This window comes from Streptomyces sp. NPDC048566 (assembly GCF_043199735.1).
In the GTDB taxonomy this organism is placed as follows: domain Bacteria; phylum Actinomycetota; class Actinomycetes; order Streptomycetales; family Streptomycetaceae; genus Streptomyces.
In genome coordinates this window covers 154273-172476 of sequence record NZ_JBICWL010000013.1, presented here as the reverse complement: position 1 = coordinate 172476, position 18204 = coordinate 154273, and the positions used below count along the sequence as shown (strand labels likewise).

12 protein-coding genes are annotated in these 18204 nt (G+C 74.8%); 2 read left to right on the top strand and 10 right to left on the bottom strand.

Going from position 1 to position 18204, the window contains the following annotated elements; translation table 11 throughout:
- Window positions 1–346 precede the first annotated feature (346 nt).
- The gene (rpsO, locus tag ACGFS9_RS21030) at window positions 347–637 is read right to left on the bottom strand and encodes a 30S ribosomal protein S15 (protein ID WP_393255148.1); all 291 of its coding nucleotides are present in this window, start codon (window positions 635–637) and stop codon (window positions 347–349) included.
- A 269-nt stretch (window positions 638–906) separates the two neighbouring features.
- On the opposite strand from rpsO, the gene ACGFS9_RS21025 reads away from it, so the two are divergent.
- Together ACGFS9_RS21025 and ACGFS9_RS21020 are read left to right on the top strand one after the other, a co-directional pair.
- A complete protein-coding gene (locus tag ACGFS9_RS21025) occupies window positions 907–1203 on the top strand; it encodes a DUF397 domain-containing protein (protein WP_393255121.1) in 297 nt (98 codons plus the stop codon).
- A gap of 536 nt (window positions 1204–1739) precedes the next feature.
- Complete coding sequence (locus ACGFS9_RS21020) at window positions 1740–5345, top strand: SCO5717 family growth-regulating ATPase (protein ID WP_393255119.1); 3606 nt, start codon at window positions 1740–1742, stop codon at window positions 5343–5345.
- A 626-nt stretch (window positions 5346–5971) separates the two neighbouring features.
- On the opposite strand, the gene ACGFS9_RS21015 is transcribed toward ACGFS9_RS21020, so the two are convergent.
- The 9 genes from ACGFS9_RS21015 to rimP form a co-directional block, all read right to left on the bottom strand.
- On the bottom strand, window positions 5972–6925 hold the full coding sequence (locus ACGFS9_RS21015; protein WP_393255117.1) for a bifunctional riboflavin kinase/FAD synthetase: 954 nt from the start codon (window positions 6923–6925) through the stop codon (window positions 5972–5974).
- Window positions 6926–7060: 135 nt separating this feature from the next.
- Window positions 7061–10891 (bottom strand): trypsin-like peptidase domain-containing protein, encoded by a 3831-nt coding sequence (locus ACGFS9_RS21010; RefSeq protein ID WP_393255115.1) that lies wholly within the window; start codon window positions 10889–10891, stop codon window positions 7061–7063.
- Window positions 10892–11152: 261 nt separating this feature from the next.
- Window positions 11153–12058, bottom strand: a complete 906-nt coding sequence (truB, locus tag ACGFS9_RS21005; protein WP_393255113.1) for a tRNA pseudouridine(55) synthase TruB — start codon at window positions 12056–12058, stop codon at window positions 11153–11155.
- A complete protein-coding gene (gene rbfA, locus ACGFS9_RS21000) occupies window positions 12055–12504 on the bottom strand; it encodes a 30S ribosome-binding factor RbfA (RefSeq protein WP_393255112.1) in 450 nt (149 codons plus the stop codon). The genes truB and rbfA overlap by 4 nt, the downstream gene beginning before the upstream one ends.
- A gap of 33 nt (window positions 12505–12537) precedes the next feature.
- A complete protein-coding gene (locus tag ACGFS9_RS20995) occupies window positions 12538–12831 on the bottom strand; it encodes a DUF503 domain-containing protein (RefSeq protein WP_393255110.1) in 294 nt (97 codons plus the stop codon).
- Between the two features lie 237 nt (window positions 12832–13068).
- On the bottom strand, window positions 13069–16167 hold the full coding sequence (infB, locus tag ACGFS9_RS20990; RefSeq protein WP_393255108.1) for a translation initiation factor IF-2: 3099 nt from the start codon (window positions 16165–16167) through the stop codon (window positions 13069–13071).
- Window positions 16168–16315: 148 nt separating this feature from the next.
- Entirely contained in the window at window positions 16316–16594 is a 279-nt protein-coding gene (locus ACGFS9_RS20985; protein ID WP_393255107.1) for a YlxR family protein, read from the bottom strand.
- A gap of 101 nt (window positions 16595–16695) precedes the next feature.
- On the bottom strand, window positions 16696–17694 hold the full coding sequence (nusA, locus tag ACGFS9_RS20980; protein WP_393255105.1) for a transcription termination factor NusA: 999 nt from the start codon (window positions 17692–17694) through the stop codon (window positions 16696–16698).
- 2 nt (window positions 17695–17696) lie between these two features.
- On the bottom strand, window positions 17697–18194 hold the full coding sequence (rimP, locus tag ACGFS9_RS20975; protein WP_393255103.1) for a ribosome maturation factor RimP: 498 nt from the start codon (window positions 18192–18194) through the stop codon (window positions 17697–17699).
- Between the last annotated feature and the right edge of the window lie 10 nt (window positions 18195–18204).

Here is an 18204-nt window from a genome sequence, read left to right as displayed (position 1 = left end):
TGTCCCGTCCTGCCCGTGTGGCAGGGGGACGGGGGCGGAGAAGCGCTCCTTCTGGTGCGGGCCGGTCTTCGATCGAAGCACCCGGGGCTCTGTTCGCCCGGGGGCCACTACCGAGGACCGGCGGCGGCGAGGCGCGCTTCTCCTCGTTCGGTGGCGTGCGACGCCCCGCCCGGCGGGCACGGCTTCGTCACGCTCTGTTCGTACGTGCTGCTTCCCGCGTACGGTGTTGTGCCACCACACTACAAAGCGTCGGCGACAGTCCGCACGTACAAGGGTGTGCGGGCGTCGCACGAACAGCAAAAGGAGCGGCTCCCAAGAGGCTGGGAACCGCTCCCTTCACGGCGTCCTAGCGCGCGCCGCCGGCCGCGCCACGGCGGATGCCCAGGCGGTCGACCAGCGTACGGAAGCGCTGGATGTCCTTCTTGGCCAGGTACTGAAGCAGGCGGCGGCGCTGGCCGACCAGGATCAGAAGACCACGGCGGGAGTGGTGGTCGTGCTTGTGGGTCTTGAGGTGCTCGGTCAGGTCCGAGATCCGGCGCGAGAGCATGGCGACCTGGACCTCGGGAGAGCCGGTGTCGCCCTCCTTCTGACCGAACTCGCTGATGATCTGCTTCTTCGTAGCGGCGTCGAGCGGCACGCGTACTCCTCGTAGTCTCATGTCTGCCACCGAGTGCCCCTGGTCCACTTCTCAGGGGAGCTTCCGTAACTCGGGAGGCGGGGATCGGTCCGTTGGGCGCGGCCTCCGGAGCGGCGCTCCGGGGGTGCGTACACAAACGGCCGTCACACAGGGTACCAGCCTGGCCGGACGGGTCCGCCGGGGTCGCGGAAGACCCCGGCGGGAGCGGGCCGGGCCACTAGGGTGACGCCGCAGGTGTCATTCACACGTGGGGAAGGGGCCGGCGGAACATGGCCGAGGAAGCGGACAACGACGTCGCGGCGCGCAAGGAGCGGGAGAAGGACGAGCTCTACGCCCTGGACATCTCGGGCGTCACGTGGCAGAGCGCGCCGGGCACCGAGCAGCACGAGGAGCGGGTCGAGATCGCGAACCTTCCGGGAGGCGCGGTGGCCATGCGCTCCTCGCTCGATCCCGGGACGGTGCTGCGTTACACCGAGGCGGAGTGGCGGGCCTTCGTGCTGGGCGCCCGGGACGGCGAGTTCGACCTGGAGCCGGCGCCGCGCACCGCGGGCCCGGCGGCGCAGTAGCGGCGCGGACGCGGGACCGGCCCGGGCCGTTCGCCGCTCGTGCCGTGCCGGCCGAGCGGCGTGGTGGACGGCGGGCGAGGCGAGGACGGGGTTCCCCGACAGTCGTGGCCCGCGCGGCCGGTTCGGTCGCACGCGACGGGGCAGGGGCGGACCGGAGCCGAACAGCGGCAGGCGGCAGGGGCCGAGGCGAAGAGGTGTTTCGCTTCGGCCCCTGCCGTTCTCTGTCCGTTCCACGGCTCCTTCATGAGCGGGTACGGGCCACTTCCGGGCAGGGTGTGACGGAGCGGGCGATCGCGGCGGGGTGGACGGGCCTGCCGTCCTGACAGTCATGGTGATTAGGCTGGGACAGGGCGCGATGCCACAACCCGTCGACGGGAGGCTCGTGTTCCGGGGGAGCCGGGTCAATTCGGACGACCTCGTACGGACTTCGGACGGCTTCGAACGGCTTCGGACGTTCGCGGACGCCGCCCAGGGGGCGATACGCAGGCGATCGCCCCGGCACGGCTTGAGGGCGCTCGACCACACCAGGAGGAACTGTGAACAGCGATCGGGACGGGAACCGCGGGGGCTGGGCCACGCCCGGCGACGACCAGTCCGACGCGGAGTCCGCCGTCGAGACGACGGGCGAGTTCACCATCGACTACGCGCCGCCGGCCTGGTACACGCAGAACGCCTCGGGCAGCGCCGGGAGTTCGGACGACTCCGCGGCCGCGGAGGAGGCCGCGGCGCCGATCGACGCGGCGGAGCCCGCCACCGGCGAGGACGCCGAGTCCGCCGGCCGCACGGCTCACACGACGGCCGGCCCCGCGCCGGCCGATGCTCCGCCCGTGCCCGGCCCGACGGGCCCCACCGCGCTGCCCGACCTCTCCGGGGGCGGTTTCGCGTCGCAGTGGACCCCGCCCGCCCCGTCGGCCCCCTCTCCCGTCTCCGCGGGCGACGGCCCGACGGCGGACGGTCCGGACGAGCAGGAGTCCGCGGGGGCGCAGCGGCCCGCGGCTGAGCCGGAGTCCGCGAACGGTGACCTGGAGAGCGGAGCGACCCTGCGGTTCTCCGCCGCCGCGGTGAGGCGTGAGATCGCGGAGCGGACGGGCGCCGATCAGAGTGCCCCCGAGGCGTCCGGGACGGCGCCGGCGGCCCCGGTCACCTCCCTGCCCGTCGCTCCCGACGCCGCCTCCACCCCCGCATCCGGCGCCGATGCCGCGTCCGGCCCGGTCGCCCCCGAGGCCCGGGGCGAGGGCGGCGAGGAGGAGTCCGCGGGGAACGAGGCGACCGCGGACGCCGACGGGCAGGACCCGGAGACAGCGGTCGCGGCCGAGGACGAAACGGCCGCCGGGGACACGGACCGGACGGACCAGGACGCGGCCGGGAGCGCCGCTCCCGGCGAGCCCGCCGCCGTCGTCGCGCCCGAACCGGTGGTTCCTCCGCGGCCGGTGGCTCCGCCCGAGCCCGCGATCGACCCCGTGCTCGCCTATCAGTCACTGGAGGCGGGCGTCCGCCGCAGCGGTACGGCCGAGGCACCCGCACCGGGCGGGACCGCACCCTCCGGCATCCCGGCCGCCGCTGCCGGACCCGAGGCCGCCGACACCACCGGGGACGACGCCTCGGCGGACGCGGCGAGCGAGCCCACGGACGCGGCTCCGTCGGGCGGCGACGTCCGGGACGCCCTGCCGTCGGACGGGGCTCCCGGCGCCGGGCACGGGGACGCCACGGCGCAGGACGCGGCACCTGAGGACGCCGTGCCGGGCACTCCGCCGCAGGAGGAGACCGGGGTGCGGGACGCGCCGCCCGCCTGGGCGCCGCCGCCGCTGCCGCAGGCCGGGCTGCCGCCGTTGCCGCCCGCCTACCAGCCCGCCGCCCCCGCTGCGGCGGGCCAGTGGCCCGCCCCGACGGACGCCGCCCCGGTTCCCGGCCAGGCCCAGGTGCCGCCGCAGGACCCGAACCGGGCACCCGCACCGCAGACTCCCGCTCCCGCGCCCGGCGATTCCGCACCGCCCGCGCAGCCGGGCCCTCCCGTCCAGCCTCCGGCCGCCGGGCCGGCGCCCGGCGCGCCGTTCCAGCCGCCGGCGGCCAGGCCCGCCCCCGGCGCCCCCTTCCAGCCGCCGGCCCCGCAGCCGGCCCCGCAGGGTTCCGTCCCGGGGCAGCCGTCCGCGCACGACCGGTCCGAACCGGCGCTCCCGGGTCCCCAGACCCCGTCTCCGGTGGGCCCGCCCGCCGACGCACCGCCGCCGAATCCGCCGCGGCCGGCCTACGGGTTCCCGCAGCCCGGTGCGCCGGTTGCGCCGCCCGCCCAGGCTCCGGCCGCTCCCGGTACTCCCGCCGCCGCCCCTGCCCCCGCGTACGGTTTCCCGCAGCAGACCGCTCCGCATCCGCAGGCACCCGCGCCCGGGACACCGCAGGCCGGCTACGGCTTCCCTCCGCAGGCACCGTCCCCGGCCGAACAGCCGCCCGCCCCCGGCGCCTACGGCTTCCCTCCGCAGGCCGCCCCGCACGGGCAGCCGGCCCCCGCGGCACAGCCGGGTTACGGCTTCCCCCAGCCCACCGCGCCGGCACCCGCACCCGGGGCCGTGCCTCCGCAAGCTCCCGCGGCCGCACCCGTACCGCCCGCGCAGCCGGGCCCCGGATTCCCGCAGCAGCCCCCGGGCTCCCCCGTGCCGGCTCCCGGTCCGCAGTCCGCCCAGCCGACCGCCGGGCACGTGCGGCAGCCGGCGCCCGAGGCCGTACAGCAGCCGGCGGCGCCCGTCGACCCGCGGGCCGGCACCGCCTGGCCGCAGGCCGTGCGGCACGACCAGCGCCAGCCCACCAACCCCGGTGCCGCTCCGCTCGGTTACACCGCGGCCGTGGAACTGTCCTCCGACCGGCTGCTGAACACCAAGCGGCAGAAGGCCAAGAGCGGCCGCCCGGCCGCCGTGCCGTCGCGTTTCAAGCTGGGCGGCAAGAAGGAGGAGGCCGAGCGGCAGCGGAAGCTGGAACTGATCCGCACCCCCGTGCTGTCCTGCTACCGGATCGCCGTCATCAGCCTCAAGGGCGGTGTCGGCAAGACGACCACCACGACCGCGCTGGGCTCCACCCTCGCCACGGAACGGCAGGACAAGATCCTCGCCATCGACGCCAACCCGGACGCCGGCACGCTCGGCCGCCGGGTGCGCCGTGAGACGGGGGCCACCATCCGCGACCTCGTGCAGGCGATCCCGTACATCAACTCGTACATGGACATCCGCCGGTTCACCTCGCAGGCGCCCTCCGGGCTGGAGATCATCGCCAACGACGTCGACCCGGCCGTGTCCACCGCGTTCAACGACGAGGACTACCGCCGTGCCATCGACGTCCTCGGCAAGCAGTACCCGATCATCCTGACCGACTCCGGCACGGGCCTGCTCTACAGCGCCATGCGCGGAGTGCTCGACCTCGCCGATCAGCTCATCATCATCTCCACGCCCTCGGTGGACGGGGCGAGCAGCGCCAGCACGACGCTGGACTGGCTGTCGGCGCACGGGTACGCGGACCTGGTCTCACGGTCCGTCACCGTCATCTCCGGAGTGCGCGAGACCGGCAAGATGATCAAGGTGGACGACATCGTCAGCCACTTCGAGACGCGCTGCCGCGGGGTCGTCGTGGTGCCCTTCGACGAGCACCTGTCGGCCGGGGCCGAGGTCGACCTCGACATGATGCGGCCCAAGGTGCGCGAGGCGTACTTCAACCTCTCCGCGCTGGTCGCCGAGGACATCGCCCGGCACCAGCAGTCGCACGGGCTGTGGACGAACGACGGCAACCCGCCGCCGGTGGCCGCGCCCCCGATGCCGGGGCAGTACGTCCCGCAGCAGCAGGCGCCCGGCGGGCCGGGGTACGCGCAGCCCGTCCCCGGGCAGCCCGGGCCGGGTCAGCCCGCCCCCGGGCATCCCGGGCAGGGGCAGGTGCCGCGGCAGCCGCAGCCGGGACAGCAGCCGTACGCCCCGCCGGCGCAGCCGGGGCAGCCGTACCCGCAGCAGCCCGGGCAGCCGTATCCGGGAGCACCCGGCCAGGGGCACGCCCAGCCGGGGCAGGAGTATCCGCCGGCACAGCCCGGCGGCCCCCTCCAGCCGGGGCAGCACCATCCGCAGCACCCGGGCCAGACCCCGCCTCCCGCCGAGCCCCCGGCGCCTTAGCGGCAGTGACCGAGGCGGCACCCTGGCCGTGTCGGCCGCCGTTCGGGCCCGCACCGTCTCCGGACGGGCGGGCCCGTCGCGCTCGCTCCGGCTCCGGGGCAGTCCCGTGATCCCCCGGGCGGGCCTCCGCGCCCGGGCCGCCTCAACGGGATGTCCGGCGGGCGAGGAGAGCGTGCGGGGACCGTCGGTGCGCTCGCGCCGCCCCGCTGCTCCCTCTCGTCCGCTCTCCGTCTCGTCCGCCGCGGCCTTCGCTCACCGTCCGGACCGATCTCGGCGCGCCGCCCGTCCGCCGGCGCCTGCGCGACGAACCGGGCCCGCAGGCCCCGGTGGTGGAGGGGCGACCTCGGTCGCGTGAGGGGCCTGTCGACCGGATCGTCGTCCCGCAAGCCGTCTGCCGGGGGTCGAGAACGACGTTCACTTCTTGACGATGCGTCAGAAGCGCTGAGTACGGCCCGTGTTGTCCCTCCCCCGGTGCCCGGTGGCCGCAACCGGCCTCGTCACCGCAGCGCGGGCTTCCGCCGGCGGTGCGGTGTGCCGGGGTGCGCACGGCGCGGCCGGCGCGCGTTCGCCGCGGGCGGGCGGCCCCCGTCGCGAGGACCGGCCGCGCGCCTGCCGCTCGGTGGGGGCTACGCGCCCTCGTACGCCTCGATCAGGGCGCGCGATCGCTTCACGTCGTCCGCGATCGCCACCAGCAGGGCGTCGACGGAGTCGAAGCGGGCCTGGCCCCGGACGAAGGCGAGGAAGTCGACGGCGACGTGCAGTCCGTACAGGTCGAGTCCGACCCGGTCGATGGCGTACGCCTCGACGGTGCGCTCGGTGCCGTCGAACTGCGGGTTGGTGCCGACGGAGATGGCGGCGGGCATGATCTCGCCCTGGGCGTGCAGCCAGCCCGCGTAGACGCCGTCGGCGGGGACCGCGGTGTGCGGGAGGGTCTCCACGTTGGCCGTGGGGAAGCCGAGTTCACGGCCGCGCTGGGCACCGCGGACGACGACGCCCTCAACGCGGTGCGGGCGCCCGAGGATCTCGCGCGCCCCCTCCATGTCGCCCTCGGCGACCAGGCGCCGGGTGAGCGTGGAGGAGAACGGCTCGCCGCCGCCGGCCGTGCCGCTCACGTAGAGGTCGACGACCTCGACCTCGAAGTCGTAGGTCCTGCCCTGCTCGCGCAGGAAGTCCACGTTGCCCGCGGCCTTGTGGCCGAAGCGGAAGTTCGGCCCTTCGACGACCGCCCTGGCGTGCAGTTTGTCGACGAGCACCTTGACCACGAAGTCGGCGGGCGACAGCTTCGAGAACTCGGTGGTGAACGGCAGGACGAGCACGGCGTCCACGCCCAGTTCGGCCATCAGTTCGGCACGCCGGTGGTGCGGGGCGAGCAGCGGCGGGTGGCTGCCGGGGCGGACCACCTCGCTCGGGTGGGGGTCGAACGTCACCACGACGGAGGGCACGCCCAGCTCGCGGGCGCGGTCCACGGCATGCCGGATGATCAGCTGGTGTCCGCGGTGCACCCCGTCGTAGGAACCGATGGTGACGACGCTGCGCCCCCAGTCCTCGGGGATGTCCTCCAAGCCACGCCAGCGCTGCACTGTGACCGCTCCTTGTCGAACCCGTGTCCGTGATTGCCTCATTCGCAGCTCTAAGGGTGCCATGCCGGACGGGCGCCGCTCGCATCGGCGTCCGGCTGTGACGTATCGCTCGGCGGCGGCCGACGCAGGAGCGGGTCAGGCGGGGACGCGGGAACGGGCGAGGTGCTCGATCGTGGTGCGGGTGCCGGGGCCGACGAGGCCGGACCAGTCGTCGGGGGCCTCGTCGAGCCAGCGGGCCGTCACGGAGGCGAACCCGGGAACGCGCCGGGCCAGGTCGGTGACCGCGCGGTCGAGGCCGGTGGCCCCGGCGGGGGTGCGGACGAGGATGTGCCCGACACGCAGCACCAGTGCACGGCTCGCTTCCTCGCCCCGGAGGGCGCATCCCTCGGCGGCGGCGGTCAGGACGGATTCGAGTACCGCGGGCGCGTGCTCCCGGGCGAGCAGCAGCTCCAGCAACTCGCGGCGCAGGGAGGCGGACGCCGTGGTGTCGGGTGCGGCGAGGACCCGCGCGAGGGCGGCCCGCACCGGCTCGGGGCACCCGGCGAGCAGACCGCTGACCAAGGGGAACAGGACGAGGTGGGCACCCTCGCCGTGGTCGAGGGACCGTTCGGCGTACCCGGCGATGTGCTCGGCGGCCTCCGGACAGCCCTCCACCGCCTCACGCACCAGAGCGGCGATCCGGCGGGCGAGTGCCGGCGTCGTGACGTCGGCGAGGGTGCGCAGCAGGTCGGCCGTGTCGGGCCCGGGCCGCCGGAGCCGGTCGCGGAAGGCGGCGAACACCGGCTCGGGGTGGGTGGTGAGCGCGGCGACCAGGGTGTCCGGCGACAGCCGTGCGTCGCCGCCCGCGAACCGTTCCAAGGCGTGCGGCAGATACCGGTCGCGGGTGACCGGGTCGCGTACCAGGATGCCCAGCGCGCCTCCGTGCAGCGGGTCGTCGGCGGGGCGCGCGAGCACGGCGAGGGCGGCGCGGCGCAGCAGGTGGCGGTCCGTCCCGGTGACCGCGAAGGGCGCGGCGCGCAGCCCGTGCACGACGGCGGCGACCCGGCGGGCCGGCCGGTCGTCGTGGGCCCAGCGGTCCACCGCCCGGCACAGGGCGGACGGCTCCTCCTCGGCCAGCGTGCCGAGCAGTTCGTCGGCACGCCGGTGGGCCCGGTCCACCAGCGCCTCCGCGAGGTGGTCCGGGGCGTGGCGACGGTGTGCGTACAGCAGTGCCTGTGCCGCCGCGGCGACGGTCGCGTGCGGCATCGACGGCAGGGCGCGCTCGTCGTCGAACCAGCCGACGAGGTGCGGGTGGACGGCTGCCGGGTCCTCGGCGAGGAGGCGGGCGACGGTGTCGAGGTGGCGCGCGCCGGAGACCGGCTCGGGCGCGGGGAGCGCTCCGGGCGGCGCGCTCCGGCGGGGGTCGGTGACGACGAGGCGCCGCAGGAGGTCGAAGCGCTCGCCGGGCGGGAGGGCGACGGCGGCCCAGAAGCCCGGGCCGAACGCGGCGGGGACGGCCCGACCCTGCTCCCGCCAGGCGACGATCCGTTCGGTGAGCAGCCGCAGGACGTCGGTGTGGGGGGTCGCGTCGGGCACGCGGAGCAGGACGTCCGCGCAGAGGTGGCCGGCCCACCACAGGGCGTCGTCCACGGGTGCCGGTGCCGGTGCGAGGAGGTCGTCCACCGCCCCGACGAGGTCCTCCAGCCGGGCGCTCAGGGCGGCGGGCCCCTGCTGGCGGGCGAGCAGGAGCAGGGTCTCGGTGACCGGGCCGATGCGGTGGCGGGGCACGGGGAGGGCGGCCCGTGCGGGCGGGGCGGGGGACGGCTGCGGGCCGTCCTGGCCGCCGGGGGACGCGGCGCCCGCCGGACGGCTCCGCCGGGCGCGGCGGCGGCCCGTCGCGGTGGTGCCCGGGTGCCCGGAGCCCTCGGCGACGGCGACGGGGGTGTGCGGCCCCGTGCCGAGCGGGCCGCGGGCCCGGTGCACCAAGGTGTGCAGTGCGCCGTCCAGGTCGAGGTGGGTGCCCTGGATCCAGTCGGCGAGTTCCTCGTGGGCGAAGCGGTAGCCGTCGCCGGCCGGGACGAGGAGCCCCTCGGTCAGGACGGCCGAGGCCCATCCGGTGGCGCCGGCGAAGCGCGGTCCCGGGGCGGCTCCCCAGGGGAAGACGGCCTCGAAGGACGCCCGGTCCAGCGCGCCCTGTCCCGGCCCCAGGCTGCGGCGCGCCGCCTCGTGCACCTGGCCGGAGACCCGGGCGGCGAGCCGGCGGACGGCGGTGCCGCGCAGTCCGTTCGCCGCGGCGAGCCGGACCGCGACGCGCAGGCACATCAGGTCGAGGTGGGCGCCGAACACGGCGTCCCGGTCGAGGGGCGCGCCGGGCGGTTCCGGCAGCGCGGCGCGGACCTCTGCGTACAGGCCCAGCACCAGCGGATGGCGGGCGTCGGCCGGGGCGAGGGCTCCCGGCGGGATTCCGGCTCGCGACCGGGCCAGCCCGGCCTCCTCCTCGGTCAGGTCGCCGAGCCGCAGGCAGGGAGGCAGGGGCACGCCGGAATCGCGCGGCGCGGCGGGTCCCCGGGAGCCGGCCGCACCGCCGCCCGGGGTGAGCGCCGGGGTGTGGAGCAGCCGCGCCGGGAATCCGGCGCCCGCGTGCTGCCAGTACTCCGACCGGCAGCCGACCACGAGCCGTGCGCCGGTCTCGGCCAGCCAGGCGGCCGTCGCCGCCGTCCAGGCATCGGGCCGGTGGGCCAGCTCGGGCGGCATCTCCTCCGGGCCGTCCAGCAGGAGCAGCAGGGGCCGGCCGGCGGTGTGCGCCAGGCGGGCCAGCCGGTCCGGCCCGATGTCGCCGAGCTCTCCGCCGTACCGGGCCGGTGGCAGCAGTCCCGCCCCGGCGGCGGTATGCGGTTCCCCGCCCGCGGCGGTTCCGGGGTGCTGCCGGGAGGCGGCGACGATCCGCCCGGCGCGTTCCAGGGCGCGGCCGGCCGCGTCCGCCAGCGAGGTGTCCTCCGCGAGGAGGTCCGCGCCGCGCAGCCACAGGGTGGGGGCCGGCCGGGGGCCCTGGGCCCGGCGGGCGGCGAGGGCGGCCAGTTCCGTCGTACGTCCGCTGCCGGGTGGGCCGACGAGGCCGAGGACGGTGGCGGGGCCCGCCTCGAACGCCGCCAACTCGCGGACGACCGCGGCCCGTTCGACCGGCTCGCCGGCCCGGCCGGCGTGACCGGGTGGGCCGGTGGGGCGCGGGCCGTCCGAGCCGACCGAGGTCGCCGTGAGTTCCAGGGCGCCCGCGAGGTTCAGGTCGGCGCCGTAGGCGGGGACCGTCGCGGCGTTGCGGTCGAGCAGTTCGGCGAGCGGACCCGGCCCGCCGCGCAGCGGGACGGCGAGGCCGGGTGCCCTGGGAGCGGGCGGTGAATCCCCCGGGCCCGTGCCGTCCGGGGCGTCCGGATGCAGGGCGGTGCCGACGACGGCGATCACGGTGCCGGTCGCGACGTCCACGACCGGTCCCCCGGCGGCTCCGCCGCCGAGCCGCAGGGCGTCAGCGCCCGCCGTGCCGATGGCCAGCTCCAGTGCGCCGCCCAGCCGGTGGAAGCGGTCGGTGGCCGTGTACGTCACCGTGGCCGTCTCCAGGACCCGTGCCTCGCGCCAGGTGCCCGCGGCGATCCGGACGCGGGTGCCGGTCGCGACCCGGTCCCGGACGGTGACGGGCAGCGGCCGGAGGCCGAGGCCCTCGGTGCGCACGAGCGCCAGACCGGCTTCGGGCAGCGGGACGACGGCGTCGGAGGTGACCACGCACCGGCGGTCGCGGGCGGTGTGCAGGACGAGCCGGGCCAGTCCGTCGACCGCTTCGTGGCTGGTGACGACGGTGCCGTGGTGGTCGGCGGCGAATCCGGTGCCGCGGGGGCGGCCCGCCAGGTCGCGGACGCGCACCAGGGCGTCGTCCCACCCGTCCCGGACGTCGTCCGGCAGCTCCGGGTCCCCGGCCCGTGGGCCCCGTCCCGTCATGCTCGACCTCCCCGCCGCGCTCCTGGTTCCGACGGTAGGCGCGGGGTGATCGGCGGGACGGATCGTGGGGTGAACGCGCCCCCTTCCACTCCCTCGGTTCACTCCGAGCGCCCGCCCGAAGGGGTGAAGGGGGGCTGCGGGATGGATAGACCTCTGGGTGGGGGAACCGAGGGGGGACCGTGGAGCGGCGGGCACGTGACCCCGTGACCGCCGCTCCACGGGCGGAGCCCTCCGGGGCTGCCCGGAGCGGCCGCGCCGGCCTCAGCCGAAGACGGCGAGGCTCTTGGCCTTGCCCTTCTGCTCCTCGACCAGTGCGAGGAAGCGCCCCTCGGGGCCGAAGACCGCCACGGCGCCCCGGCCCGCGTACTCCTCGGGCATCTCCAGGCGCACGCCGTTCAGCAGCAGCCGGGCGCGCCGCTCCTCGACGTCCCAGCGGGGGAACGCGGCACCGGCCGCGTCGGCGACCGGCATCACCGCCAGGTCCTCCTGGAGCTGGTCGAGGGTGCGGGCGGAGTCGAGTTTGTAGGGGCCGACCCGGGTGCGGCGCAGGGCGGTGAGGTGGCCGCCGACGCCGAGGTCCGCGCCGAGGTCGCGGGCGAGCGCCCGGATGTACGTCCCGGACGAGCAGACCACCGACACGACCAGGTCGACCACCGGGGTGCCGTCCTCGGCGACGGCGTCGCGGACGTCGTGGACGACGAACGAGGAGATGGTGACCGGGCGGGCCGGGATCTCGAACTCCTCGCCCTCCCGCGCCCGCTTGTAGGAGCGCACGCCGTCGATCTTGATGGCGCTGACCTTGGACGGCACCTGCATGATGGCGCCGGTCAGCTCGCCCACGGCGGCGTCGATCGCCGCGCGCCGCACGCCGGAGGCGTCCGTCGAGGAGGTGATGTCGCCCTCGGCGTCGTCGGTCAGCGTGTTCTGGCCGAGCCGGACCGTGCCGAGGTACTCCTTCTCGGTGAGCGCGAGGTGTCCGAGGAGCTTGGTGGCCTTCTCGACCCCGAGGACGAGCACGCCCGTCGCCATGGGGTCGAGGGTGCCGGCGTGGCCGACCCGTCGGGTGCGGGCGATGCCGCGCATCTTGGCCACCACGTCGTGCGAGGTGAAGCCCGACGGCTTGTCGACGATGACAAGTCCGTCGGGCGTGTGGGGCTTGTGCGTCATTCCGCGGCGTCGTCCTCGTCGTCCTCGCCCGGCTTCCGGTACGGGTCCGCCTCGCCGGCGAACGCGGCGCCGGCCGAGACCTCGCGCACCTTGGCGTCGGAGGCCCGTGCCTTGTCGAGCAGGTCCTCGATCGTCTTGGCGGTGTCCGGGAGGGCGTCCGCCACGAAGGTCAGCGTCGGCGTGAACTTCACACCCGCGGCCGCGCCGACCGCCGAGCGGAGCACGCCCTTGGCGCTCTCCAGGCCCGCGGCGGCCGCCGCACGCTCCTCGTCGTCCCCGTACACCGTGTAGAAGACGGTGGCCTCCCGGAGGTCACCGGTGACCCGGGTGTCCGTGATGGTGATGTGAGAGCCGAGCCGCGGGTCCTTGATCCCGCGCTGGAGCTTCTGGGCCACCACCTCTCGGATGAGGTCCGCCAGCCTCTTCGCCCGCGCGTTGTCGGCCACTGGTCCGTCTCCTTCTTCGCCTTGCTTGGTTCGTCAGTCTTCGTCTGTGTGGAGTCTGCGCCGTACCGACAGCAGTTCCACCTCCGGCCGTCCCGCGACCAGTCGCTCGCACCGGTCCAGTACGTCGGAGAGGTGCCCGGTGTCCCCGGACACCACCGCCAGGCCGATCTCCGCCCTGCGGTGAAGGTCCTGGTTCCCCGTCTCGGCGACGCTGACCGGGTACTTCCGCTGGAGTTCCGCGACGATCGGCCGGACGAGAGAGCGTTTCTCCTTCAACGAGTGGACGTCGCCGAGGAGGAGGTCGAAGGACAGTGTCCCCACGTACATGTGTGACCGGATGTCCCGCCGGTACGGGCTAGGCGACCTGCCAAGGCGCTTGGCAGGGACCTCTGAACCGTACAACGAACGGGTGGGGCCGCTCGACGGATATTCGGCGCCCCGGCAGGGACGCGGACAACCGTGCGACCGGCCCCCGCCCGTCTGCCCCGGGCGGTGCTTCGCCCGGGGCAGACGGAAAACTGGCCGGCGGTGACAGGTCACCGCCGGCCAGCTCACACCACCGCGTTACGACCGCGGCTTCTCGCGCATCTCGTAGGTCGCGATGACGTCGTCGACCTTGATGTCGTTGAAGTTTCCGAGGTTGATACCGCCCTCGAAGCCTTCGCGGATCTCGGTGACGTCGTCCTTGAAGCGACGCAGCCCGGAGATGTTGAGGTTCTCCGCGATGACCTTGCCGTCGCGGACGAGGCGCGCCTTGGTGTTGCGCTTGACCTCGCCCGAGCGGACCAGGACACCGGCGATGTTGCCCAGCTTGGACGACTTGAAGACCTCGCGGATCTCCGCCGTGCCGAGCTCGACCTCCTCGTACTCCGGCTTGAGCATGCCCTTGAGCGCGGCCTCGATCTCCTCGATGGCCTGGTAGATCACCGAGTAGTACCGGACGTCGACGCCCTCGCGCTCCGCCATCTGCTGCGCACGGCCGGCTGCCCGGACGTTGAAGCCGATGACGATGGCGTCGGAGCCGGTCGCCAGGTTGATGTCGGACTCGGTGACCGCACCCACACCGCGGTGCAGGACACGGATGTCGACCTCGTCGCCGACGTCGAGCTGGAGCAGCGAGGACTCGAGGGCCTCCACCGAACCGGACGCGTCGCCCTTGATGATGAGGTTGAGTTCCTGCACCAGACCGGCCTTGAGGGCCTCGTCCAGGTTCTCCAGGGAGAACCGGACACCCCGGCGGGCGAAGTTGGCGTTGCGCTCGCGCGCCGCGCGCTTCTCGGCGATCTGACGCGCCGTGCGGTCCTCGTCGACGACGAGGAAGTTGTCGCCGGCGCCCGGGACGTTGGTGAGACCGAGGACGAGGACCGGGGTCGAGGGACCCGCCTCCTCCACGTTCTCGCCCTTGTCGTCGAGCATCGCGCGGACGCGGCCGTACGCGTCGCCGACCACCATGGTGTCGCCGACCCGCAGGGTGCCGCGCTGGACCAGGACGGTCGCCACGGCACCGCGGCCGCGGTCGAGGTGGGACTCGATCGCAATACCCTGCGCGTCCTGCTCCGGGTTGGCCCGCAGGTCGAGCGAGGCGTCCGCGGTGAGGACCACGGCCTCCAGCAGGGAGTCGATGTTCAGACCCTGCTTGGCGGAGATGTCGACGAACATGGTGTCGCCGCCGTACTCCTCGGCCACCAGACCGAACTCGGTGAGCTGACCGCGCACCTTGGTCGGGTCGGCGCCCTCGACGTCGATCTTGTTGACCGCGACCACGATCGGCACCTCGGCCGCCTTGGCGTGGTTCAGCGCCTCGATCGTCTGGGGCATCACACCGTCGTTGGCCGCCACCACGAGGATCGCGATGTCGGTCGACTTCGCACCGCGGGCACGCATGGCGGTGAACGCCTCGTGACCCGGGGTGTCGATGAAGGTGATCTTGCGGTCCTCGTCGTTGACCTCGGTCGTGACCTGGTACGCACCGATGTGCTGCGTGATACCGCCGGCCTCGCCCGCGACGACGTTCGTCTTGCGGATGGTGTCCAGCAGTCGGGTCTTACCGTGGTCGACGTGACCCATGACGGTCACGACCGGCGGACGCGCGACGAGGCTCTCCTCGCCGCCCTCGTCCTCGCCGAACTCGATGTCGAAGGACTCGAGCAGCTCGCGGTCCTCCTCCTCCGGGCTGACGATCTCGAGGACGAAGTTCATCTCGTCCGCGAGGAGCTTCAGCGTCTCGTCGGAGACGGACTGCGTGGCGGTGACCATCTCGCCGAGGTTCATCATCACGCCGACGAGCGACGCCGGGTTGGCGCCGATCTTCTCGGCGAAGTCGGTCAGCGACGCACCGCGCGACAGGCGGACGGACTGCCCGTTGCCGCGAGGCAGCATCACGCCGCCGACGGACGGGGCCTGCATGGCCTCGTACTCCTGGCGCCTCTGCCGCTTCGACTTGCGGCCACGACGCGCGGGACCGCCGGGACGGCCGAAGGCGCCCTGCGTGCCACCGCGGCCACCGGGACCACCGGGACGGCCACCGAAGCCGGGACGGCCGCCGCCGCCGCCGGGACCACCCGGACGGCCGGCGAAACCGCCGCCGCCACCGGGACCACCGGGACGGCCGGCGAAGCCGCCACCGCCGCCACCGGGACGGCCGGCGAAGCCGCCGCCGCCCGGACGACCGCCGCCACCGGGACGACCGCCGCCACCGGGACCGCGGCCGCCGGGGCCACCGCCGGGACGCGGGCCCGCGGCGGGACGCTGCGGCATCATGCCGGGGTTCGGACGGTTGCCGCCGGGCGCACCGCCGGGACGCGGGGCCTGCGGACGGGGCATGCCGCCCGGGGTCGGACGGGCGCCGCCGGGGCCGCCCTGGGGACGCGGAGCGCCACCGGGACCGCCCTGCGGACGGGGACCGCGGTCCTGACCGGCACCCTGCGGACGCGGGGCGCCGGGGCCGCCGGCACCGCCGGGACGCGGGGCGCCGCCCGGACGGGGCGCCTGCGGGCGCGCCATACCGGTGGAGCCGCCCGAGGTGAACGGGTTGTTGCCCGGACGGGGACCGGCCGGACGAGCGCCCGGACGCGGAGCCTGGCCGCCGGGACGCGGGGCGCCCTGGCGGTCGCCGCGCTCGGGACGGTCACCGCGGCCCTGGCCGCCCTGGCCGGGGCCGCCCGCGGGACGGGCGCCACCGGGACGCGGGGCCTGGCCGCCGGGACGCGGGGCGCCCGGACGGGGGCCGGCGGGAGCCGACGGCGTCTGCGGCGCGGCGGCCGGAGGCGCGGTGAACTCGGGCGCGGCCGGAGCCGGAGCCGCCGGGGCGGGCTTCGGCGCGGGCTTGGGACCCGGGCGCGGGCCCGGGGTGGCCGGGGTCACCGGAGCAGCCGCGGGCTTCTCGGCCGCGGCCGGCTTCGGGGCCGGCGGGCGCGGGGCTGCCGGACGGGCGGCCTGCGCCGGAGAGGGGGCGCCCGGCTTGGCCGGGGCTGCCTTGCGCGGTGCGGGCTTGCCGCCACCGCCGCCCTGCTGGAGGGCATCTGTCAGTTTGCGTACGACGGGCGCCTCGATCGTCGAGGACGCCGAACGGACGAATTCACCGAGTTCTTGGAGCTTGGCCATGACGACCTTGCTCTCGACGCCGAACTCCTTGGCGAGCTCGTATACCCGGACCTTAGCCACTTCGCTCCTTTTAGGTCCGGGTTTGCGTCCGGACCGTCGCTACTTCATGGGCGTACTCATCGCGTGCTCATCGAGTGCTCATCGCAATCTCGACCTACTTCCAACTCGCGGGGTACCAGGGCCGCACGGAGGTTCCGCACGACGCTTCTTACGGTGTTGCCTGCTCGACGTGGTGGCGGAGAGCCGTCGTGTCGAGCGGTCCCGGGACGCGCAGCGCCCGCGGGATCGCCCGGCGGCGGACCGCCAGGTCGAGACAGACCAGGGCGGGATGCACGTACGCACCCCGGCCGGGCAGCGTACCGCGATGATCGGGGACGCATTCGCCCTCGACCGCCACGATGCGCAGCAAGTCTCTCTTGGCCGCTCGCTCCCGGCACCCCACACAGGTGCGTTCAGGGCATGCGCGGGCTCGCGTCCGGCCAGACACTGCTAAGTCTACCTCCCCGTAACGACCTCACCCCTTTGGGGCAAGAATCGAACGGTTGTTGTCGTGATCCAAGCCACCCGTGGCGCGGATCTATTCCCCGGTCACTCGCCCCGCTGGTCGGCAGGCTGTTCGGTGTCCGGCCGGATGTCGATGCGCCAGCCGGTGAGCCGGGCGGCGAGGCGGGCGTTCTGGCCCTCCTTGCCGATCGCCAGTGACAGCTGGTAGTCGGGCACCGTCACACGCGCGGAGCGGGCGGCGAGGTCGACGACCTCCACCTTGGACACCCGCGCCGGGGACAGCGCGTTCGCGACCATGTCGGCCGGGTCGTCCGACCAGTCGACGATGTCGATCTTCTCGCCGTTCAGCTCGGCCATGACGTTGCGCACCCGGCCGCCCATCGGGCCGATGCAGGCGCCCTTGGCGTTCAGGCCGCTGCGGGTGGACCGGACGGCGATCTTGGTGCGGTGACCGGCCTCACGGGCGATCGCGGCGATCTCGACGGACCCGTCGGCGATCTCCGGCACCTCCAGCGCGAAGAGCTTCTTCACGAGGTTGGGGTGGGTCCGCGAAAGGGTCACGGACGGACCGCGGACGCCCTTGGCCACCCGCACGACGTACGAGCGCAGGCGCAGGCCGTGGCCGTAGGTCTCGCCGGGGACCTGCTCCTGCACCGGCAGGATGGCCTCCAGCTTGCCGATGTCGACGAGCACGTTCTTCGGATCGCGGCCCTGCTGGACCACACCGGTGACGATGTCGCCCTCGCGGCCCGCGTACTCCCCGAGCGTCGCGTCGTCCTCGGCGTCCCGCAGGCGCTGCAGGATCACCTGCTTGGCGGTGGTCGCCGCGATGCGGCCGAAGTCTGACGGGGTGTCGTCGAACTCCCGCGCCTCCTGCCCCTCCTCCAGGTCCTGGGGGTCCTCCTTCGCCCACACGGTCACGTGACCGGTCTCCCGGTCGAGCTTGACGCGCGCGTGGCGGCGGCTTCCCTCGGTGCGGTGGTAGGCGATGAGGAGGGCCGACTCGATCGCCTCGACCAGCAGGTCGAAGGAGATCTCCTTCTCCCGCACCAGACCCCGCAGGGCGCTCATGTCGATGTCCACGGCTACGCCTCCTCTTCCTTCTTGTCCTTGCGGTTGAACTCGACCTGCACGCGGGCCTTGGCGATGTCGCCGAAGGCCAGCCGCCGGGCGGTGGGCTTGCGCCCCTTCACGCCGGGCACCTCGACGTCGAGGCCGTCGTCGTCCACGTCGAGGATCCGCGCGGTCAGGTGGTCGCCCTCCGCCAGCTGGAACCTCACCAGCCGGTCGGTGGCCCGTACGTAGTGGCGGTGCTCCTTGAGCTCGCGTTCGGCGCCCGGGGTTCCGACCTCGAGGGTGTACTCGCCGGCACCCATCGCGTCCGTCTCGTCGAGCTTCGCCGAGAGCGCGCGGCTCACATCGGCGATCGCGTCCAGGTCGGCACCCTCGTCGGAGTCCACGACGACGCGCAGAACACGTTTCCGGCCGACGGACTCCACCTCGATCTCTTCCAGATCGAGTCCCTGGGAGGTCACGAGCGGATCCAGCAGTTCTCGCAGCCTCTCGCTCTGGGTCGTGCTCATCCGGGTGACT